The organism is Aequorivita marisscotiae (assembly GCF_029814825.1).
GTDB classification, from domain to species: domain Bacteria; phylum Bacteroidota; class Bacteroidia; order Flavobacteriales; family Flavobacteriaceae; genus Aequorivita; species Aequorivita marisscotiae.
The window spans coordinates 623,531-646,323 of record NZ_CP122379.1 but is presented as its reverse complement, the minus strand read 5'-3'; the positions used below and the strand labels follow the sequence as shown (position 1 = coordinate 646,323).

At 37.3% G+C, this 22,793-nt stretch carries 15 protein-coding genes; 5 read left to right on the top strand and 10 right to left on the bottom strand.

The window, feature by feature from the left end; genetic code table 11:
- The 3 genes from QCQ61_RS03015 to QCQ61_RS03005 all read left to right on the top strand — a co-directional run bounded on the left by QCQ61_RS03015 (nucleotide 1) and on the right by QCQ61_RS03005 (nucleotide 3,868).
- Entirely contained in the window at nucleotides 1-1,773 is a 1,773-nt protein-coding gene (locus tag QCQ61_RS03015) for a MutS-related protein (RefSeq protein WP_279449237.1), read from the top strand.
- A gap of 165 nt (nucleotides 1,774-1,938) precedes the next feature.
- Nucleotides 1,939-2,760 (top strand): hypothetical protein, encoded by an 822-nt coding sequence (locus tag QCQ61_RS03010; RefSeq protein ID WP_279449236.1) that lies wholly within the window; start codon nucleotides 1,939-1,941, stop codon nucleotides 2,758-2,760.
- 112 nt (nucleotides 2,761-2,872) lie between these two features.
- Nucleotides 2,873-3,868, top strand: coding sequence for a metal-dependent hydrolase (locus tag QCQ61_RS03005; protein ID WP_279449235.1), 996 nt, complete (start codon nucleotides 2,873-2,875; stop codon nucleotides 3,866-3,868).
- Here QCQ61_RS03005 and QCQ61_RS03000 read toward each other — a convergent pair.
- The gene (locus QCQ61_RS03000) at nucleotides 3,865-4,293 is read right to left on the bottom strand and encodes a YybH family protein (protein ID WP_279449234.1); all 429 of its coding nucleotides are present in this window, start codon (nucleotides 4,291-4,293) and stop codon (nucleotides 3,865-3,867) included. The two genes, QCQ61_RS03005 and QCQ61_RS03000, sit on opposite strands and share 4 nt — an antisense overlap.
- Nucleotides 4,294-4,428: 135 nt before the next feature.
- Here QCQ61_RS03000 and QCQ61_RS02995 point away from each other — a divergent pair, with 135 nt between their 5' ends.
- The gene (locus QCQ61_RS02995) at nucleotides 4,429-5,463 is read left to right on the top strand and encodes an AI-2E family transporter (protein WP_279449233.1); all 1,035 of its coding nucleotides are present in this window, start codon (nucleotides 4,429-4,431) and stop codon (nucleotides 5,461-5,463) included.
- 37 nt (nucleotides 5,464-5,500) lie between these two features.
- Here QCQ61_RS02995 and QCQ61_RS02990 read toward each other — a convergent pair whose 3' ends face one another.
- From QCQ61_RS02990 to QCQ61_RS02950, 9 genes are all read right to left on the bottom strand, one after another.
- Nucleotides 5,501-8,524: an aminotransferase class III-fold pyridoxal phosphate-dependent enzyme gene (locus tag QCQ61_RS02990; protein ID WP_279449232.1), complete on the bottom strand. Its 3,024-nt coding sequence runs from the start codon at nucleotides 8,522-8,524 to the stop codon at nucleotides 5,501-5,503.
- Between the two features lie 98 nt (nucleotides 8,525-8,622).
- Nucleotides 8,623-9,723 carry a DUF4407 domain-containing protein gene (locus QCQ61_RS02985; RefSeq protein ID WP_279449231.1) on the bottom strand — a complete coding sequence of 367 codons (1,101 nt, stop codon included), beginning with the start codon at nucleotides 9,721-9,723 and terminating at the stop codon, nucleotides 8,623-8,625.
- A gap of 130 nt (nucleotides 9,724-9,853) precedes the next feature.
- Nucleotides 9,854-10,246, bottom strand: a complete 393-nt coding sequence (locus QCQ61_RS02980; RefSeq protein ID WP_279449230.1) for a DUF2147 domain-containing protein — start codon at nucleotides 10,244-10,246, stop codon at nucleotides 9,854-9,856.
- Between the two features lie 171 nt (nucleotides 10,247-10,417).
- Nucleotides 10,418-12,283 carry a S8 family peptidase gene (locus tag QCQ61_RS02975; RefSeq protein WP_279449229.1) on the bottom strand — a complete coding sequence of 622 codons (1,866 nt, stop codon included), beginning with the start codon at nucleotides 12,281-12,283 and terminating at the stop codon, nucleotides 10,418-10,420.
- A 56-nt stretch (nucleotides 12,284-12,339) separates the two neighbouring features.
- Complete coding sequence (locus QCQ61_RS02970) at nucleotides 12,340-13,836, bottom strand: T9SS type A sorting domain-containing protein (protein ID WP_279449228.1); 1,497 nt, start codon at nucleotides 13,834-13,836, stop codon at nucleotides 12,340-12,342.
- Nucleotides 13,837-14,069: 233 nt separating this feature from the next.
- Nucleotides 14,070-17,333, bottom strand: coding sequence for a CHAT domain-containing protein (locus tag QCQ61_RS02965; protein WP_279449227.1), 3,264 nt, complete (start codon nucleotides 17,331-17,333; stop codon nucleotides 14,070-14,072).
- Between the two features lie 142 nt (nucleotides 17,334-17,475).
- A complete protein-coding gene (locus QCQ61_RS02960; protein WP_279449226.1) occupies nucleotides 17,476-18,225 on the bottom strand; it encodes a tetratricopeptide repeat protein in 750 nt (249 codons plus the stop codon).
- Between the two features lie 23 nt (nucleotides 18,226-18,248).
- Nucleotides 18,249-18,818, bottom strand: coding sequence for an RNA polymerase sigma factor (locus QCQ61_RS02955; RefSeq protein WP_279449225.1), 570 nt, complete (start codon nucleotides 18,816-18,818; stop codon nucleotides 18,249-18,251).
- 268 nt (nucleotides 18,819-19,086) lie between these two features.
- Nucleotides 19,087-21,564 (bottom strand): T9SS type A sorting domain-containing protein, encoded by a 2,478-nt coding sequence (locus tag QCQ61_RS02950; protein WP_279449224.1) that lies wholly within the window; start codon nucleotides 21,562-21,564, stop codon nucleotides 19,087-19,089.
- Between the two features lie 107 nt (nucleotides 21,565-21,671).
- On the opposite strand from QCQ61_RS02950, the gene QCQ61_RS02945 reads away from it, so the two are divergent.
- The gene (locus QCQ61_RS02945) at nucleotides 21,672-22,763 is read left to right on the top strand and encodes a diphosphomevalonate decarboxylase (RefSeq protein WP_279449223.1); all 1,092 of its coding nucleotides are present in this window, start codon (nucleotides 21,672-21,674) and stop codon (nucleotides 22,761-22,763) included.
- Nucleotides 22,764-22,793 lie beyond the last annotated feature (30 nt).

The window sequence follows — 22,793 nt, the reverse complement described above, 5'->3', positions numbered from 1 at the left end:
ATGAATAATCCCTCAGCTTTTTATAAAACACAAATTGAAATACATTCCCAAGCTTTAAAAAAACTTAAACAAAAATTGGCCGTTTCCAGTACACTTCGGTTGTTTGTTTTTATAGCGGCGTGTGTTGGGTTGTATTTTTTCTTCGGAAATGCCCAAGCAGTACTAACTATTGTTTTTTTAACTATCGTGATTTTTATCTATTTGGTAACAAAGCATAGCGAACTTCAATACCAACGCGATTTAAAAAAAGCATTAATTGACCAAAATGAGACGGAACTCGAAGTGTTAAACCGGGTTTTTCATCATTTGCCGGACGGCGAAAAGTATAAGAACCCCCTTCATTTTTATAGTCAGGATATAGATCTTTTTGGGCGTGGCTCTTTTTTTCAATATTTAAATAGAACCTCGTTATTAAGTGGTTCCGATTTTTTGGCAAATATTTTTATTGAAAACAAAATTGAAGCCATTTCAGAGAAGCAAAAAGCTATTGCAGAAATTTCTGAAAAACCCGAATGGCGGCAGCGGTATTCGGCAATTGCATCCTTGGTAAAAACTGAAAGTCCAGCCTCAGAAGTTAATGATTGGTTACAGCAGTACAAAGCTTTTATTCCCAACTGGATTAAGCCTCTTTCACTAGTATTTACAACGGTTTCCGTTGGATTAATTGTAGCCAATTATTTCGGTGTTTTATCGGGCTATTTTACAGCTGGATGGCTTATATTGGGAATTATAATTTCAGGGATATTTCAAAAAAAAGTAAATAACCTTACTTCGCATACTTCAAAAATACAGAGTACTTTCGAGCAATTTTACAAACTAATTTTAGAAATTGAAAACGAGGACTTTTCTTCTGAAATACTTTCTAAAAAACGAAATTCGGTAATTCAGTCCAAGACAAAAACATCTGCGGTAGTAAAACAATTTGCAAGATATTTAGATGTTTTGGAACAGGGGAATATTATGATTTTTGGTACGCTTATCAATGGTTTTACCCTTCGTAATCTGCGCCAATGTTACAATATAGAAAAGTGGATTAAAACGCATAAAGATAGCGTCCCTGCTTGGTTTAATAGCATAACACTTTTTGATGCCTACAACAGTTTGGGGAATTTTAAATTTAATCATCCCAATTATATTTTTCCAGAAATAAACGATAAAATTCCCGTGCTAAAAGTAAAAGGAGCGGGGCATCCACTGCTGAAAGAAGCTACGATGGTTCGCAATGATTTTCAAATAAACTCGGAAGAATTTTTTATTGTTACTGGCGCAAATATGGCTGGGAAAAGTACATTTTTAAGAACGGTTTCGCTTCAAATTGTAATGGGGAATATTGGGCTGCCAGTTTGTGCCGAAAAAGCCGAATACAACCCAATAAAACTTATTACCAGTATGCGAACCACCGATAGTTTAACCGATGATGAGTCGTACTTTTTTAGTGAATTAAAACGCTTAAAATTTATTGTGGACGAAATTAAAACCGACCGTTATTTTATTATTCTCGATGAAATTTTAAAGGGTACAAACAGCACAGACAAGGCCATCGGCTCCCGCAAATTTGTGGAGAAACTCGTTGCGAGTAATTCTACGGGAATTATCGCAACGCACGATTTAAGTCTGTGCGCCGCCGCTGAAGATTTGTCCGAAGTAAAAAATTATTTCTTCGACGCTCGAATTGAAAACGACGAACTTTATTTCGACTATACTTTTAAACCCGGAATTTGCCAAAACATGAACGCCTCTTTTCTATTAAAAAAGATGCAAATTGTAGATTAAAAAAATATAAGCTACACATTAATAGATGTTTGTGTTTTTTTATTTACATTTAGCAATCTGATTCCTATACACTCTTTCCTCCATAAAATTTTATTTTACAGTCTGTCCCAAATATTAAACTAGTAATCAATTTTAATATTTATACTAATTTAATTTTATGGAATTATGAAAACAACTACCAACCTTAAGTTTATTGCAGTAGCATCTATGATGTTGCTATTTAATTTTAGCCTTTTTGCACAAAATGCGAACAGACCACAGTATATGTCTGTTACCACGAACCATTGGAATATGGATAAAGATGATTTCAGTATGAGTGATTGGAAGGCATTAGAAAAGGAATATTTACAAAAAGTTGTAAGTAAAAACGAACATGTTACGTCTGCGTCCTTTTACACACATTTATTTTCACCCGATAATACCGAAGTACTTTATGTGCAAACATACCCTTCTTGGGAAGCCATGGATAAAGCGGCTAAACGCAGTGCTGAACTTGAAAAACAAGCTTGGCCGGATGACAAAGCGAGAGCTAATTTCTTTAAGAAACGCAATGATTATTTTGCAGCATACCATTCCGATGAAATTTATGCTCCGATTGATGGCGCCAAGTTATTGCCTGCTGACAACACGAAAGATTTAGTGCTTTACGTTCGCAAAACATATTTTACTTTTCCGGAAGATGGTTCGCAAAAGGAATTTGATGAAATGCGAGCAGATAATTTTGCTAAAGTTCTTTCAAAGAACGAATACATCAAAGGATATTACCCAAATGTTCACGCTTGGGGCAGCGATAAAACCGAATTTATAGAAGCGTTTTTCGTTGATTCTTTATGCGATATGGAGAAAATGTTCGATAAAAATGGCGAGTTAATTAGCCAAGCTTGGCCAAGAGATTCCGGAATGGAACGCGGTAAAAAATGGGGTAAATATTTTACGGGCAAACACGGTGATGCCGCATATACGCTAATCGCGGAACTTTCAAAATAAAACTATAAAATTTCTACTTTATCTAAAAAAGGATGTTTTAAAAAAGCATCCTTTTTTTATATTGAGGAAGGGTGTATTTTCGCGGCTTGGCTCTTGTAAATATTAGCTTTTAATGGATTCAGTAACACAAATAGTTTTAGGAGCGGCGGTTGGCGAAGCGGTTTTAGGTAAAAAAATTGGGAATAAAGCAATGGTTTTAGGAGCAATTGCAGGTACAATTCCTGATTTAGATGTGCTTTCCAGCCATTTTACCGATACCGTTACCGCTTTGGAAATTCACCGCGGCTTTACGCATTCCATCGTTTTTGCTGTTACTTTCGGACTTCTTTTTGGGTGGCTACTTTCACTCTGGGACAAACGGGCAAGTTTAAAGGAATGGTCGTGGTTTTGGTTTTTGTGCTTTGTTACACACCCGTTATTAGATGCACATACCACCTGGGGAACACAGCTCTTTTGGCCTTTAGATTTGCGGTTGGCGTATAAAAATATATTCGTAATTGATCCGCTTTATACCTTGCCATTTTTAGTGTTTTTAATTTTGGCAATGCTTCAGAAAAGAGGCAGTATTAAAAGAAGAAAATATAATAATCTCGGTTTAATTGTAAGCAGCGCGTATATGTTGCTTACTATTGTTCTAAAAGGAATTAGTTATACTAAATTTCAGTCTGCCTTAGACCATCAAAACATTGATTACCTTGCTTTGGATACCAAACCCAGCCCACTGAATACGATTTTATGGACGGCAAATGTGGAAACTAAAGACGCCTTTTTAATAGGCGATTATTCGTTTTTTGATTCCAAACCCATTCAGTTTTATTCGCATCCGAAGAATCACGAAGCTCTAGGCAATTTAAGGGAATTCGACAAAGTGCAACGCCTTATAAAAATTACACAAGGTTGGTACACAGTTTCAGAAAAGGATAAAGGTATTTTTTTAAACGATCTTCGTTTTGGAATGATAAGCGTAGATCCGCAGGCCGAAAAGTATGCTTTTAGTTTTTTAATCGAAAAGACTGGAAACGAGGTAACCGTTACCGAAGAAGAAAAAGATACCCGCGAGGCCAAAAAATTATTGACAGATCTGTGGGAGCGGATTAAAGGAAATTAACAACTTAAATCTGCAATAATTTTCCACTCACCTTCAATCTTTCTGAAAATAATCATAAAAACACCATTTGCATTGCCCGCATCACGCACTAAGTGATATTGGCCCATTACGTAATACGAATCTTTTTCAATTTTGGTAATTGCGTCTATAGTAAACTTTAATGTTCCGGTATGTGCTTTTGACGGATATCCTTTTTTATAGTTATCCAGCGTTTTTTGCCAACCATTTGTAACACCTTTGCTGCCGTAAAATTTTAAGGAATCGCTTTTCCAATACCCCTGCATAAAACCTTCAAGATCGTTATTGTTCCAGGCAAGTTCCTGTATTCTTAATACCGAAATAATGGCTTCTTTATCGGTTACTTCGGTTTGGGAAGCGGCGTGTATGGTAGTGATTAAACACAGTAATAGAATAATTTTTTTCATAATTTAAATGTTTCGATTAAAGATAAATTTATTTTTAAACTGAAGGGTTTAAAATGGCACACAATCAAATCAATTTTAAAAATTTCAGCTAACTTTACTTCAAAACAAACTATCGATAACCCAATTTAAAATCTTTTGAGCACTTCTAAAATAGAAATTTCCGGTTCATATCTTATAAAATCGTTTCTGATTATAGGCGGTATATTAACAATTCTATATATTGGTTCAGGGCTGTTAATGCCTTTGCTCGTGGCCGCGATTATTGCGATTGTGTTAGACAAACCTACCGAAAAATTAAAACAATGGGGTCTGCCTTCTTGGTTGGCTATTACACTATCTGTCTTGCTTATGATCGTAATTTTTAGCTTGCTAACGTGGCTTATTACTTCACAAGTAAATACCATGGCGAACGATTGGCCCACCATAAAGGAAAAGGCTGCTGGAAAGCTAAACAACCTCTCCGAATGGGCAAACCAAACCCTTAATTGGGATTATAAAGATTACTTGGAAAACAACAAAAGGTTAATCCAAAAAGCCGAAAGTTTTGGCAGTGCATTTCTTTCTTCGTTAATGAATCTCGTTTCGCAATCCCTGCTTATTTTCGTGTACATCATTCTACTTTTAATGCAACGGGATATGTTTATCACGTTTTTTAAGAAATTGGTTTCAGACAGTGCTGCGATGGGTACTATTTTAAGTAATTCAAAAAAAATTATAAGTAGTTATTTATTGGGTAAAGGAAAAATTATGGTTTTTCTCTTTGCAATATATTATCTCGGTTTCACATTAGGTTCGGTACCGTATGCATTTTTTTTAGCTCTATTTGCGGCACTTTTCTCAATTATTCCTTACGTTGGAAATTTTATCGGGGGTGGCATTGCAGTAATCCTTTCTTATTTGTATGCCGGCGCTACACCTGCTCTTATCGTGATTGGTGTGATCTCGGCAGCACAGTTGGTAGAAAATTATGTGTTAACCCCATGGATAATTGGAGATGAAATAGATCTTAACCCCTTCGTTACGGTTTTTGGCGTTATACTATTTTCAGTACTTTGGGGTATGGTCGGAGCCATTATTTCGCTTCCGCTTATCGGTGTTTTAAAAGTGGTTTTTCAGCAGACCAAAGGAATGGAACCGTATGCATTTTTAATAAAAAAGAAAGGTTCTTAAACCTATCGAAGCTCTGCTTTTACTGAAAAAAATAGTATTAAATACGAACCATATAATCTTCCGTAAAAACAGTTTTTAATCTTACCAACAGCTCATTTGCGTGCGCTTTATTGAAAACCATTGGTGGTTTTATTTTTAGAACGTTGTGATCGGGTCCGTCAATACTCATTAAAATTCCGAGTTGCTTCATTCTATTGGCTAAATAGGTAGCGTGTTCGGGCAAGGGATTTTTATCCGAATCGTTTAATTCAAAGCCTAAAAAAAGCCCTTCACCGCGCACATCGCCAATAACAGGAAATTGTTTCTGAAGTTTCTTTAATCCAGCAATTAGATATCCTCCTACTTTCAGCGCATTTTGCTGTAGATTTTCCGCTTCTATAACTTCTAAAACTGAAAGGCCAATAGCGCAAGAAACGGGATTACCTCCGAAGGTATTAAAATACTCCATGCCCGTATTAAATTTTTCGGCAATTTCTTTTGTACACGCTACCACTGCCAGTGGATGCCCGTTGCCGGCAGGTTTCCCCATGGTTACAATGTCGGGCATAATGTTGTAAAGTTCAAAGGCCCAAAAGGTTTTACCCATACGGCCAAAACCGGTTTGTACTTCATCGGCAATGCATATACCACCTGCTTTGCGAACATGTTTGTAAACTTCTTTAAAATAGTTTTTTGGAGGCACAATTTGTCCACCGCAGCTAATTAGTGTTTCCCCGATAAATCCAGCTATTTCCTTTCCTTCGGCTTTTAGATTTGCAATTATTTTCTTAGCGTGATTTGCGTAATTGGTGCCGCAATTTTCCCCTAAATATGTCCCTCGGAATGAATCTGGAAGTGGAAGAATATGTGTTGTTTCGGGCTTTGGAAAACCTCCTTCACCTTCAAATTTATACGAGCTCACGTCCATGACCGCATTTGTATTACCGTGATATCCAACTTCAACGGCCAAAAAGTTTTTATTGCCCGTAACGGTTTTTGCCATTCGCAGTGCGAGTTCATTGGCTTCGCTACCTGAGTTTACAAAATGGATAACCGATAAATGTGGCGGTAATTTTTTCAACAGTGCATCGGCGTACGCAATAATTTCTTGATGCAGATAGCGGGTATTGGTATTTAAAACGGCCATTTGTCTTTGGCCAGCTTCCACTACTTTCGGGTGTTGATGCCCAACGTGGTTTACATTATTTACGGTGTCTAAATATTTTCTGCCGTTGATGTCTGTTAAATAGACACCTTCGCCTCGCACGATATGCAACGGTTTGTCGTATGAAAGACTCAAGCCTTTTCCGAGATGATCCTTTCTGAAGTTAATAATATTTTCTTCGGAAATCTTTTCTTCGGAAGTGTTTAATTTTTCCTTAAAAATGAAATCCGGATTCGGACAGATACTTTTCCAAACTGCAACTTTTGAAGGCAAAGCCACCCCGTTGAAGTTTTCGTTATTGCCCAAAAGATCTAAAATAAGCTGAAAGTGAAGATGCGGTGCCCAGTTGCCGTTTTCGGAAGATTTGCCAATATAGGCTATACGATCGCCTTGTTTTACTTTTTGACCTACTTGTAAAATTTCCAGCGACATTAGCGATAGATGCCCGTAAAGTGAGTAGAACTTTAGGTCTTTAAAGGTGTGCTTTAAGATAAGCATCGGGCCATAATCTTTATCAAAATTATTATTATGAATTATTTCCACAACTCCATCAAAGGGAGCGTGGACGGGAGTTTTTGCCGGTAACCAAAAATCGGTACCCAAATGAACTGTTCGGTATTGTGGCCCGTTGTTTCCCTCACTTTTAAAAGCCTCCGTGGTATAAAAAGGGCGCGTTTCTAAGTAACCGTTTAGCAGTATGGTTTTAGGATGGTGTTTTTGAAATTGCTTTAATTTAAATTTTGAAATCTCTGGGTCGTTGTATTCCGAAAGATTGCCGAGAAGCGTGCTGCCAACACTCATATCCAGATTTACTATTTTTTCTGAAGCTACATTTGGAAACATTGTTTTTAATGTAACTTGTTTACTTTTTGCCCAGGTTTCAAACTTTTTTTCCAATGGATGTGCCGAATATCCACAAGCGTTTCGGAAGGAATAATAGGCGAAATTTTCATTCACTTGAAACCATTTCTGCAATAATTCCCAAGCGGGCTTTTCGCTAATAATAAAATATTCATCATTTGGGAATTCGGCCTTTTTTAGAGCAGCGCTAGTAACCGTAATTACCAACCGAATACCCACCAAAATATAAAGACATTCAAGTTCGTTTTCAGATAATTTATAATGTTTGTTATATCCGTTTATTACTTCTAAACCTGCCGAAAGCGGGTCTGGGAGATGCATCATTGCATACGCCAGAACAATAGCCAGGTCGTTTATGGTTTGGGTAAAAACCGAATCGCCAAAATCTATAAAACCTGTAATTTCTGGATTTTTGAAATCCTCTGAAACTAGAATATTGTAATCGTTCAAATCGTTATGAACAATACTTTTTGGAAGAGATTTATAGGTGGTTTGTATTTTTTCGAAACGATTTTGGAAATGGGAAAGCATCTTTTTTTCTTCCCTTGTAAAGATATTTAAATGCGCTTTTGTCCAGGCGGCGTTTGCCAAATCCCAGTCTAATTTTTTGTGCGCGGCCGGATGGCTAAAGTCTTTTAGCGCCTGTGTTAACTTTCCTGCGGCATTGCCAAGGCTATTTCGCAAACTTTCCGTTTTCGGATTTACGGTTGCCCAAAGCCGTCCGGGAACCCAAGTTAAAACTCGCGCCGATTTGTTATTTTCAATCGTTGTGAGTGGCTTTCCACCTTTGTTTTCCACGATTTTCGAAAGTGAAAAATCAAGTTTTTTTGTTGAAAGGTGCTTTAATATTTCAATTTGAAAATCTAATTGTTGTACGTTTTCTTCTTTAGAGATTTTTAAAAGAAATTTTTTACCTAAACTCTTTTTTTTATGGGGTGAAGAACAGCTTAAAAAGAAGTTTTCATCTACATATCCGTCCAGTTTAGTGGCTTTAGCAGTAATGTTGTAATATTCTTCGGCAATTTGTGATGCTTGCTGGGGGCTAAATTTCGTCATAATCTATGGTAGTATAAACTAACAATAATACTGAAAATGAGAAGGACGAAATTAAACTTTGCGTTAAAACTTCGTCCTTTACATTGGGCTAATTAAAATTATAGAATGCTTTTTTGTTTCGTGTAAAACGCGTCTGCCTGCATTTGCATAAGTTCGCGGGCTTTTTTTCGTTTGTAATCGTAGAGTTCCTGTTCTTCGGCAATATCAGCGTAAACCCTATTATTAATTTCGCGATCGGTAGTAACGAGTATATCGCGCTGTGCCTGTTGTTGGGTTACCCATGATTTTAAGGCGCTTTCCTGTTCTTCCAGCTTTAAGTCGTAGGCGCCTTTTGGCGATAAAAGTTTTGCCAAAATAGGCGAAGTTTCAATCGCTAAAAACAATAAAAAGATAAAGAGGGAAGGCAATAACGGCAGTTTATCCAATGCATTTACTCGTGCCATCAAACCATCAAATCCTTCAATTATGGGTTGGGTGTTTGCAACTTTTGTTTGATATTGGGTTGCGAGATTGGCTATTTTCGCTTCGGCAGCGGCTATTTTTTCTGCGTTTGTTTTCTTTAATTCGACTAATGCTGCAAGTTCTGCGTCGTGTTTTTCGCGTTTTTCTTTGTAAACAGGGCCTTTTCCAATAAGTTCTGTGCCTTTGCGCCCTTCGGCTTCGGCAATATAGGTTTCGTAAAGCGCGTTTACTTCGGCTTCTTTTTTGGTTATTTCGTTTTTTAATGTTGCTATTTCACCTTCTAATGCCGTGACCGAAGGCGTAAACTGTAATGCCAATTGATCTTTATTGGCGAGGGTCATTTCATTTTTTTCGGTAAGTAAAACTTGATTGATTTCCTTTTCAAAAATCTTCATTTCCAAAGGCTTCGAAATAACAATTGCTATAATGATTGCTAAGGCTATTCGAGGCGAAGCTTGTATTAATTCGTCAAAAAAGTTGTTTCTTTTTTTAATTGTGGAAACGATAAACCTGTCGAGATTAAAAATTAATAACCCCCAGATAATTCCGAAGAAAATAGCCGAATAATAATTATCAAAAACGGTGTAAAGTGCATAAGCACCAGCTATGGTAGCCATAATGGCGGTAAAGAAAACAGTTGCGCCAATGCCGGCGTATTTTGTGCGCTCACCGGGCGAGCATTCATCAAGGATGGCTGTATCTGCGCCAGAGCAGAAGATAAAAAAACGTTGTAACATAAATTTTGAAGATTGATGAAACTATATAACGCTATTTCTATCAGATTGTTACAGAGGCGGCAGATATTTAATTTATACTAATAGTTTAAAAACACACAATTATTGCAAGTTGCATTTTGTGGTTTTGCGGTTAAATGGGCTTTACAACTTCAAATTTTAAACCGCTATTTTCATCTGTAAAAAACACTTTTTCGCCATTTTTAGAAACTTTAAAAGTAATTTTTGAACGGGTAGTAGTTATGGTTTGCGTGCTCGCGTTGTAATTCCAAGTAGCGTTTTTATGCGTAGTGGTAGTGTATGAATAAGCCGTTCCGCCCGGTTCTTTTTCCTTTATCTCAAAACTGTTATCGGCATATAAATTAATAACAGCATTTGCCATAGCTGCTGCCATTTTTGGATTGCTGCTGCTGTTTTCAACACTTTGCACAAGCCAAGTACCTGTAATTTCTTTTTGGGAAAGTGTTTGACTTTGCGCGTTGGCAGCGAGAAGGATGAAGGCGAAAAGGGTTATTAAGTTTTTCATTGTGATTATCTTTTTATGGAATTTACGGATTAATTTAAACTTTTGTGAAGATACGAGTTTTTATGCTTTTGAGCGTCGCCCTGATTTTTAGATTGTGTTAAAAAATTGCTATCAACAAAAGAAACCTCTCGTTAAGGAGGCTCTTTTGTTGTGTTGGATATTTCCAGAAAGTTACTGTTTTATAATCCTTAAAGTGTTTGATCCTTCTTTAGCTGTGCTCACTTTTATAAAATACATGCCTGCCGAAGCATTTATCTGCTTTTCTATTGTTTTTGCCGAAGTGTAATTTTCTTCAGATATAAGTTGCCCGAGCATATTATAAATCTGTACTGTTACATCTGTATATTCTTTGCCCAAATCAATCGTAAAACTGCCTTTAGAAGGGTTTGGATAAATGACAAATGCTTTATTGTCAATATGGTCTATACCCAAACTAATTGTATTTTGAATGGCAAGAAGTGCGTCAATTTTTCCATACCCCCACGTATTGTTGGGAACAGACCCAGTAAAGGAATCCTCTCTACAGGAATTGCGCAATATGGTTTTTATTTGCCCAGGGGTAAGATTAGGATTTACTTCTAGCATCAATGCCATAATCCCTGTGGAAAGCGGTGCTGCGGCACTTACCGCGTTTTGGATTCCATAAAGCCCGTTCCCGCCTTGAACAAGTGTACTGTTAGACCGGCTATAGTACGTATCGGGACTGTAGGCACAAAACGCGATTTCTCCCGGTGCTGCAAAATCTGGAGCTAATCTTCCATCCTGTGTAGGCCCTCCACTAGAGCCGATCCATAATTCTCCAGGATCGCCCTGTCCTGTAAAGTGTCGAAATACTCCATCTAAATCATACCATCCATCGTTTATCACATAGTCTGTGGGTACAATGTTCAATGTGGCACTGGCATAATCATTAATGCTGTAGCCGTGCACTACATAGGAGAGGAATCTGTTGTTAAGAGCAAAATTAGAGGGATTTAATGTACTGTGGAATTCGCCACCATCAGTTATCGTTGCACCTTGAAGAATTATTTTGTAAGTACCTGTTCCAGTAAAATCCACCATTAACTCTCTTCTGTTGGCGTCAGATCCCCAAAATTCCTGATTTTTCCCTCGATGGTACATAAAAATATCTCCCAAGTTCTGATCCACAGCATCATTAGGGCCATTAGGAGCCGCAAAAGGACCTTCTACCGTTCCATTAGGTCTTTGAAAACTTACTGTAAAACGGTCATTTTCACTATACCAAAGATCAGAGCGTAAATTACCTGCAATTGTTTTATTTACTAAAAGCTCAATGGTCTGATCCTGTGAAATAGTACCTGAAGCGTGATTATCTCGTCCGCCATCGTCACCTATTCCACAAACAAATGTATGGCCACTTTGCACATATTGATCAATAGCTCTGCTATACGTGCTACTTCCGTCCGTTGGGCCACCTATTGAACCTATATTCATTAAGGTTACAGCGGGGAGTCCGAGTTCGGCTATTTTATCTGACGCAAATTGCAATGCAATAGCTATGTAGGATGGATCCCAAAAAGCATCTTGCCCAGGCTGGCCATTAAAAGGAGGAAAATAATCGTGAGTGATTTTTATACTAATAATAGTAGCTTTTGGAGCTACTCCATGAAATTGGCCGTCTGTAGTGCCACTACCATTGCCACAAATAATTCCGGTGGTTGCCGTGCCATGACCAAATCTATCTGTTGAGAGCAGCGGATCATTATTTATCAGTGCTGTATTGATGGCGTCGTGATTATGGATGGTGCCCACTCCATAGGGGTTGTTGGGGTCATTTGCTCCCGTTGGATCAACCATGTCGTAGATATAGGCAAGCCTCGTATTACCATTTTCATCAATAAAATCTGGATGTGTATAGTTAATACCCCGATCAATCATAACAATTAGAACACCTTCTCCACTCAGACCGTATTGCGTATATACTTCGTCTAAGTTAACTTCAGCTCTTGGTATAGGTCCTTGAGCTATCAATTGTAATGAAAATAGGAAACAAAGAAATATAATTGTGTTTTTCATGGCTTTTAGATTTAGTATTATTATTTATATATTAAACTAGACACCCATTGAGCAATCTATTCTTTTATAATTCTTAAGGTCTTCGATCCTTCATTGACAGTGCTTATTCTTACAAAATAAACTCCTATGGAACCTGTGATTTCTTTTGATATTATTTTTGCAGAAGCGTATTTTTCTGAAGAGATTTGTTGCCCGAGTATATTGTAAATCTGTACTGTTACATTTGCATGTTCTTTGCCTAAATCAATCGTGAAATTGCCAGTGGTGGGATTTGGGTAAAGCATGCCGAATTCCTGATTAGTTTCAATAACACTCAATGGTTGGTCAAATTTATACACCCTCACCTGTCCAGAATCTTGACCGTTGGCATCACTCTGAGGGAATCCAATGCTTATTGTATCTCCAGTATTGCTGAATTCTAGACCAAAGCCACTATTGTCTCCAACTTGTCCGTAAATGGTTTGGCCAAATTGCACCCAATCTGTTCCATTAAATTTAAAAATTCGGGTATTCCCATCCAGCGTGGTAGCGCCTCCGGGGCCTAATAAACCTTTTATGGCAATAATATTTCCAGGGTTGTTTATGGCAACTCTTATCCCAATTTTATCAAAATCTCCCATGCCATCAATGCTGGACCCCTTTTGAACCCACGAAGTACCATTCCAAGAAAAAACTCTGGCTCTTCCTATCCGATCTCCACTGTTACTTTTAAATTCACTTTCTGCGGAAATTATTGTGTTGCCATCTGCGCTAATATCCACAGATAAACCAAAATTACCATTGGTTTGCTCGCCTGGAATATCATCTCCTTTTGCAATCCATTCGGTCCCATTAAATTCGTAGACGCTAATTTCTCCATTACCATTGCTTACAGGATCAGCATATAGGGCACCTGCAACAAATGTGTTTCCATCTGCGCTTAATTTTACGGAATATCCAAATTGATCTTCCATTGCCTCCCCATTTATGTTTGAACCTAGTTTTACCCACGCATTTCCGTTCCAGCCAAAAACCCGCACCTGTCCTGTGTTTATACCTTGGGAACGATGATCAATTGATCCAATTGCCACTCTGGTGCCATCTGCACTCATGCTCACCGCTCCACCACTTTGATCATTTGCGGTTTCACTTGGAATAGTTGCCCCGAGCTGGACCCAGTTTGCACCATCAAAAGAAAAAACTCTCACATTTCCAGAACCATTTCCCGTATTATCGTTATATGGGGCGCCAACAGCAAGGGTATTGCCGTCTGCGCTCAGACTGACCCTGCTACTGTGGTCATCTGCAGCTTCACCATCAATGTCTGCTCCTTTTTGAGACCAAACGGTGCCATTGTAGCTAAACACTCGAACCTGGCCTGCGTCGTTTCCTGCGTCGTCATTATATTGCGCTCCCCCAGCGACTGTATTGCCATCGGCACTAAGGGAAGCCCAGCGACCAAAGTCATCACCGGGGGCTTTACCATTTATATCGTTACCCAATTGCACCCAATTTTGCGCAGAAGCAGTAAAACAAAAAATGCTTAATACTGAAAAAAATAAAAGTCGTTTCATAATATCTGGTTTAGTGTTAATTAAAATAGATTTTGAAACTTGGCGAAGTATTTCTGTGACAAGTTTCTATTCTTTTAACGATGGTGTTTAAAAAGGTCATCACTTATTCTAGAGAAAAGATGAAAGAAAATAGATAAAAGAGGAAGTTCAGAAAAAGAAAAGATAGGAGGATCCGTGACCTGAGATTTGAATCTTAAAAAAAAACACTAGAAAGTAGTCGGGGAGTAGTTGGATTATGCTTTGTTTATTTTCTTTCTTTTGAGAAGAAAAATAATGAAGACACCTATTAATAAAAATCCTAAAACCCACCACCAAATAGGATTGAAATTGTGTTGTAATTGAATGGGAGCAGTGTCACCAATCAAGACCATGCCTGCCCAATATTGGGGCGATACGGTGCGGCCTTTGGCAGTTGCAATGTAGTTTAGTTTTGCTTGTCTCAAAGCTTCATCTTTTGCCATTCCTTCGGCGAGATTTTCGTAAAAATTTTGAATAATCTTCACGCTGCTTTCTTCATCAATTTGCCAAAGACTGGTCAAGATGCTTTCGCTACCGGCATAGTTGAAGGCGTGTGCCAAAGAAATCATTCCCTCACCGGGCTGGTACGTAGGTTTTCCAGTTTCGCAGGCCGTTAGGATAGCTAAATTTGAGTTTAGGTTTGTGTTGTAAATTTCATAAGTGTACAATGAATTTTCGTCGTAGCTGTTATCGCGCGCGTATTTTTTCGCAAAAATAAGCCGGGAAAACTCAGGACTTACGTTGTTGCTTTCTGCATGTGTGCCAATGTGAATTATTTTGTGATCGCCAGCATTGGCTTTAAAAATTTGCTTGGTTGAATTTTCATTTATAAACGATTGCCCATCAAAAATTTTAGAGTAATTCTCGGCCAATTCTACACTACTTGGTTGCGATAGCAAAGTAAGGTAGGCAATGTCGCTATTTACCGAATCTGTAATGGCGATTTTGTATTCGCTTTTCATTTTTTTAGTGAAACCAGGAGCAAAGGCAACAAAATTTTCAGAAAACATTTTGGGCTTTTTGTCTTCGTTTAAAAGCAATAGACTAAAGTTGTACGAAATGGAATAGCTCGCCAGCAAACTAGTAGTGGCAAGTTCTTTATAGCTTTTTATTTTTGAAGGCGTTAGGGTTTCAAAACTTAAGTTGAATAATGGACCATCTGGAATAACAACTATTTTTTCATTACTAATACGGTTGCTCAAAGGTTTCCACAATTGCTGATAAAGTTCATAAAGCAAGTTGGATTCTACTTCAAAAGTTACTTTTGGATCGCTTAACTTTTCAATATGATTTTTTACAGATTTGTATTTTAGGGGAAGAATACTTCGGTTTTTGCTATCCAAAACAATTCCGTACAAATTTTTTTCGATAAACAAATAGCGAATTATAGTAGTGTTGGCGGGAATATATTTTTGTAAATCTTTAAGTGAAGCATCCAATGTGGCATACTTCATTTGGTAATATTTGGGATAGGCTGTTTTCAAAGAATCTAAAAACAAATTATAAATAGTACTCGCGTCGAGATAATTTTGAAATGACGAAGATGAATCTTCACTTAAAGCGCTGAGGTTAACGGCTTCATTTTTTAACTCGCTTTCCCTTTTTATAACAGCTTGCGGAACATCTGCAAAATTGATTTTATCTTGAAGCATCAACTTGGAGCGGATGGTGTAATAAACACTGTTTTCGTGAGTTTCAATAAGCTTTGTAAGGTATTTTTTATTGTCGGTTTGGGTGTATAAATCATAATACAGCTGTTTTGTGAAATTGTAAAGCCCCAAAAAATTTGAATACAGCACATTTACATTATCGTCTTTTGAAATCAGGGCTTTCTGTTCCTCAAGAATTTTGAAGGCATCGCCCAAATTTTTCAAAAGACTTTTGAGAAAAATAGAATCTTTGGAAGTGTTTTGTGCGTAAAGTGCTTCTGATTTCGCTAAAATCAACAATGGTTTGCGGTAGGTCAATTTTAATACATCTAAACGGGTACTTTTGTTTTGAGTGCGGGCATCAATATAATCTATTCCTTTTTGGCTCCATTCGGCGGCTTTTGCGAAGTCGCCAATAGTATAATACACTTCTGAAAGGTTTAGAGTATGAGCAATGAGGTCGCTATTGTTTTCGCCTCCGTTCTTTTTTAAATACTTATAGGCGTTTAAAGAAGTGGTTAATGCTGCTTCATCTTTACCGTTTTTCGCCAAAAACAAGCTTTTATCCTGTGCAAAACCTAAGTAGGTATCGTCTAGGTTTTCTCCTAGGGCGATTTTGTATAATTTTTCGGCATCGCTGTATGATTTTTCCGCCTTTTCAATTTCGCCCTTTAGGTCGTAACAACTTGCAAGATTGGCAATTGCAATAGCTTGCCAATATACATCCGGACTGGAATCGGTCTCGTAGATGGCGAGTGCTTTTTCTAAGGAAACAACAGCGCTGCCTGTTTCCTTTAATGCCATTTGCGATTGGGCTAACAATATAAGCGCACGTGGAATTTCTGGGTCGCCTGGGAGGTATAATTGATCACGATTATTGTAAATGTACGCCATAAGTTTATTGGCTCTATTTACGTGGCCAATATTAGTATAAAGCGAACCGAGGTTTGAAATACCGGTCCATTTTAAACGTTTACTGCGCGAAACAACACGAACATCTTTTGATTCATTTATAACAAAATTGCAATCTTGAATGAGCCTTTCCAGTGTTTGTATGGATTCAGAAATATTGCCACGAGCTTCCATTACCAGGGCCATATTCAATTTAATGCCTGAGGAGGAATACACTTTATAAACCGAATCGCCCTGTATTTTTTGTAAGGTTTTGATAGCGTTTTCAAAGAAGTATTGCGCACTGTCTAATTTTTGGGACCGCCACATCATAATGCCAAAAAAATTGTTGACGTCGGAGATTTTTTTATAGTTCTTTATCTCGGATTTTTTTAATTCTGAAAGTGCTTTTTTAGCCTGTTTGTTGGCGTCTAAAAATTTTCCGGATATGTAATAGGAATACGTTAACGCATAGTATGCCTCGCCAATTTCGTTGTGCGTTGCATTGGGGACTGATCGTATTGTATTTAGTGATTTTTCAGCAGCATTGAAAGATTCGGTGATGTTTCCCAATTCCTCATAAAGTTGAGAAAGCCCGTACAGTGCTTTATGCTGGGCGCGTTTGGATGCTCCCAGTGTTATTAGGTTTTTAAAAAATGCATCGGCTTTTTTGGCTGCATTATTTGGGTTGCTTTTTAAGAACGCAACCTTCCCCACATATACTGTGTATTGCGCCAAAGAATCTATTTGTTTGGCCTGTTTAAAATTTTCAATTTGCGTATGTAGTGCAATATCTGCCTCTTTTAATTGATTGTTTAATAGATAACCGTCTATTAATTTAATGCCAGATAAATCTGTGTCTTGACCGAAGCTCTTTTGGGAGAAAACTAAAAAAGCGGTCAGGATTAAAAGTAAAAAATTGTTGTATTTAAATACCATACAATTTTAGTTAATGTTATCGGAAATAGTGCGCACAGTTTATAATCGTGTTCTTGTACGATTATATTATTACAGCTGTTTTTTCATTGCCACAGACCAAAGTCCAGGGTTGTAATTATATGAGTTGTATTTAAGGCTCTGTTTATTTGTTTAGAGCCTTTAGTAACTTGTTATTTCTTTCAGAAGGATGCTGTTTTAACAGTTGTTTTGCTGCTTCCATTTGTCCTAATTTTATTTTTGCCAATGCTGTGTAATATGCGGCATCTTCTTTAAAAATACCTTCATTGAATTTACTGGAAGGTTCTAAATAGTCTAATGATTTTTCAGCATTTCCTTCGGCTAAATAGGCCACTCCTAAAAAGTAATTTAGAGTGTCATTGTTTGCTTTTTCGGGGAGCAGCTTTTGCCACCAATTAATAGCTTCTTTGTATTCTTCGCGTTTATAAACTATCATTCCTTCGTAAAAACTATAGTTGTTTGTCGTGCCCATTACTGTTCGCAAACCAGGGTCTGCTTCAAAATGAGCTGCAAATATTTTTTCTGGAGAATTGGTGTTTTGCAATAACCAAAATATTCCAAATAATACGACCAATACCGCGGCAATAGAATACCATATTGTCGTTGATTTCGTTTTTTTTGCTGCACCTTTTTGTATGTATAAACCTTTTTGATCAGCTGAAATGTGCTCGTGAAATTCCTTGATTTTCGATTGGCGGATACTGTCTTCAATCTCTATTCTTACTTGTTTTACGTGTGCTATTTTTTCGGATAGGTTTGAAATTTGGTTGAGTTTTTTATCTGACAATAGTGCTTCTTCTGAAACATTATTTTGGTCCAGATACGTTTCTATTATGTCCCATTCTAACGAGTTTATTTCAATTGGGGATTTCATTTTTTCATTTTACTTTTTAGGTACTAGTTTTTGCCAAGTGCCAATTCCTTTAATTTTTGAATGCACCTGTATTTTTTGTTTTTAGCCGAGGCTTCTTCAATATTTAGATTTTCCGCAATATTCCGTAAAGACATTTTGTGGAAATAAAACTGCGTGAGCAAATCTTTACATCCTTGGCCAAGGTTTTCAAAAGCAGCCAATGTTATAGTTAGTTGCATGTCCTTTTTGTTCAGTTCACTCGCTGGTGTGTCATCTGCTGCTAGTTGATACATTTTATCGTTTATTGAAGTTGTTTTTCTTTTAGCTACAGTTCTTGTTTGGTCTATCCATTTGTTTCTGGCTATTGTAAATAGATATGCTTCTATCTCTTTTTCGTTTTTTGGCTGAAACTTTCGCGAGCTCAGTTTTTTCCAACAAACAAAATAAGCTTCCTGAAAAACATCTTTGGCATTATCTATAGTGCCTCCATTTTTAAGGATGTAATATTTTGTTTTCGGATATTCGGCAATATAAAATTCACGTATTGTTGCCTCCTCATTATTTAAGAAAGCATCCAATAGTTTAAATTTTCCTTGAGTGAGTGTATCTTCCATAGAAATCTATGGAAATATACGATTTTAAACTTTCTTTTTCAATTTGAAATTTGTCCTATTTTTAATTTTAATTGACAGCTATTAAACCTCAAGCCAATTGGCGTTTCAATACCATAACGATAATTGTTTAAAAGGTCATCAAAAAGAAATGGATTTAGGACGTAAGACCGCTTCGCTGAAAGATATAAGATGTATAATTGGCAATAAAAAATGCCCCATTTTTCAGGGGCATTCCGGCTGATGTCCAACCTAAAAGCTATTGAACGATCTACTGTTTTATAATCCTTAAAGTGTTGGATCCTTCTTTAGCTGTGCTCACTTTTACGAAATACATGCCTGCCGAAGCATTTATCTGCTGTTCTATTGTTTTTGCCGAAGTGTAATTTTCTTCAGATATAAGTTGCCCGAGCATGTTTGTAATTTGCACAGAAACATTTGTATATTCCTGACCAAGGTTTATAATGAATTGCCCATTTGAAGGGTTTGGAAACAGGGTTAGATTGCTCAGAGAATTTTCTTCGGTTCCCAAAACAATGTTGCTTACTTTTAGCGTAACATCATTTGGGTTGCAGATTACATCAAAAGTATAATTATGGCCGTCGTGATGTGCAGTAACGCTTGCCGGTAGGTTACAAGTTGTAATGTCGTTTGCCGTAAGAATTACAAATTCATCATTTAAATTTGCTTCGTAGTTTAAGTCTACGAGAATAGTGCCTTCTAAAATGGCATCTCCCTGGACATCATATACATCAAATTGAGAGCCAGCGTTTGGTCCGTATATTTCAATGGCTAAGATCGCATTGGTTGATGAGGCATAATCGTTAATATGGGTTAAAGTTCCGGGGTAGCCACCTGGCGAAAGGGTGCCTTCAAAAATAATGTTACTTCCAAGTTGTACCGATCCATTTCCCATTAAAATACCATCACCTTGTAAGGATCTACTAAACTCTAAATTGCCAGTTTCGGCAATGATTTTCCCTGACCCTGTATTGTTTACATTGCTTTGTATGTTGAAAGTTCCTGCTTCTTGTGCTCTCTTTATAATCCCTGTATTTACAATGGTTCCCCACTCACTATTGCCTCCTACAATTGAACCATTTGTGTTTAAATTGATAACTCCTGTGGGCAGATTGTTCAAGGTTGGATTACCATACCCTAATTTAACTTGACCAGATTCATTTACATTTATAGTTCCTTCATTGTTTAAGGTTATTTGGTCTCTGATGGCTGTGCTTTGACCACCGTCTGCTATATTAAGTATCCCAAGATTATAAAGAGTGCCATTGTCTTGAAGGTCTCCCTGGAACCAATTAACACCAGCTGGTCCATCAAAATCGAAAATGGCTTCCGTTCCTGTTGCAACACTTAGCTTTCTGTTCCAATTTATGGGCCCGGCCAGTTGCCCGCTAAGGGTGCCTTCACAGATTATTCCAGGGTTACTTCCAATGTGCCATTCCAGAATACCGTTGGTCGCTACATTATAAATACCATCGGTCAGTACGGTATTTTCTTTAGTAAATTGCAAAGTTCCGCTTTCCACTAAAATAGTTCCATTGTTATTTAATAATGGAGCATTTATTTCAAAAACACCTGTTCCCTGTGCTCTTTTTATTAAACCTGTGTTTACGATAGTTCCCCACTGACTATTGCCTCCTACAATTAAACCATCAGAATTTAAGTTGATAACTCCTGTGGGAAGATTGTTCAAGCTTGGATTACCATATCCTAATTTAACTTGACCAGATTCATTAATATTTATAGTTCCTTCATTGTTTAGGGTTATTTGGTCCCTGATGGCTGTGCTTTGACCACCATCTACTATATTAAGTATTCCAAGATTGGTAAGAGTGCCATCATCTTGAAGGTCTCCTTGGAACCAATTAACACCAGCTGGCCCATCAAAATCGAAAATGGCTTCCGTTCCTGTTGCAACACTTAACTTTCTGTTCCAATTTATGGGCCCGTCCAGTTGCCCGCTAAGAGTGCCTTCGCAGATTATTCCTGGGTTAATTCCAATGCTCCATTCCAGAGTACCATTGGTCGCTACATTATAAGTACCATCGGTTAGCACGGTATTTTCTTTAGTAAATTGCAAGGTTCCGCTTTCCACTAAAATAGTTCCATTGTTATTTAGTAATGGAGCATTTATTTCAAAAACACCTGTTCCCTGTGCTCTTTTTATTAAACCTGTGTTTACGATAGATCCCCACTGACTATTACCTCCTACAATTGATGTGTCTGTATTTAGATTGAGAATTCCCGTAGGTAAGTTGTTAAGTGTTGGAGTTCCGTAACCCATTTTAAAGAGTCCAGAGTCATTAAAATTGATTGTTCCTTCATTGTTCAGAATCAATTGGTCCCTAAGTGTTTGAGAGGATGAAGGGCCTTCAACTATATTAACTATTCCAAGGTTATTAATTGTGCCATTCCCACTTAACTGTCCAGTGGTCCAAGTAACAATCACATTGGTTGAGATAGAAGAAACAGAGGACGTGGAAATATTATGTTCTATTGTAACCATTGCATTTCCTTGAAAATCAAAAGATTTAATATTTGCTGAAGCATTAAAAGTCATAACACTTCCTGTGGGAATTATAACATCATGAGTTGAACTTGGTACACCAAATGGATCCCAATTGCCATCTACATTAAAGTTGCCGCCAGAAGGTCCCACCCATGTTTTTGTCTGTGCTGAAATTGTCAAGCAAAAAATACCTAAAATCGAGAAAAATAAAAATCGTTTCATACTATTTGGTTTTGGGATTATATAGGTACATCGGGATTGTTTTAAAAATGTCATCATTTTCATGAATTGTTTTTTTCGCTACATTTGTGCTTTATCCCCATTGCAATATGCCACAACACAAATTTATTGTTTGTAACTACAACAACTCTTTATCTTCCGGAACCGTTTCATATCAAGCACCTAGCAATATTGCTTTGGTGAAATATTGGGGTAAATATGGTGAGCAGTTGCCCATGAATGCTTCCGTTAGTTTTACTTTAAAAAACTGCAATACCAAAACAATACTTTCTTTTAAAAAGAAGGATTCTAACGGATTTGATTTTGAAGTTTATCTGGATGGACATAGAGAAATATCATTCGAACCAAAAATTTTAAAATTCTTCGAAAGAGTAGAGGCCTATTTACCGTTTTTGAAGGATTTTCAATTTAAAATTGAAACTGCCAACAGTTTTCCGCACAGTAGTGGTATAGCTTCTTCTGCTAGCGGGATGAGCGCTTTGGCTTTGTGTTTAATGGATATGGAACGGCAAATGCAACCCGATATACCTAAAGATTACTTCATTGAAAAAGCTTCATTTTTGGCGCGTTTGGGGTCTGGAAGTGCTTGTAGAAGTATTGAAGGTCCTTTAATAGTGTGGGGAGAACATCCTGAAATTAATGGAAGTAGTAATTATTTCGGTACAAAATTTCCATTTAAAGTTCACGAAAATTTTAAAAACTACCAAGACACTATTTTATTGGTAGATAAGGGCGAAAAACAGGTAAGTAGTACTCTTGGCCATAATTTAATGGTGGAGCATCCCTTTGCTGTGCAACGTTTTAGGCAAGCGAAAGATAATTTATCAAAACTGATTTCGGTTTTTAAAAATGGCGATATTTCACAATTTGTTAAAATTGTAGAAAGCGAAGCGTTATCGCTGCATGCCATGATGCTTACTTCTATGCCTTATTTTATTTTAATGAAACCCAACACGTTGGAAATCATTAACCGTATTTGGAAATTTCGCAACAATACAAACAGCCAGGTGTGCTTTACGTTGGATGCCGGAGCAAATGTTCACATGCTTTATCCTGAAGTTGAAAAAGACACCGTACTACATTTTATTAAAACGGAACTCGCACAATTTTGTAAAAATGCTGAATTTATTAAAGATGAGGTTGGCTGTGGTGCGGAAAAACTACAAGACACCAAATTTTAAAGATTAAATATAGAAGTTTCCGTGACTTAG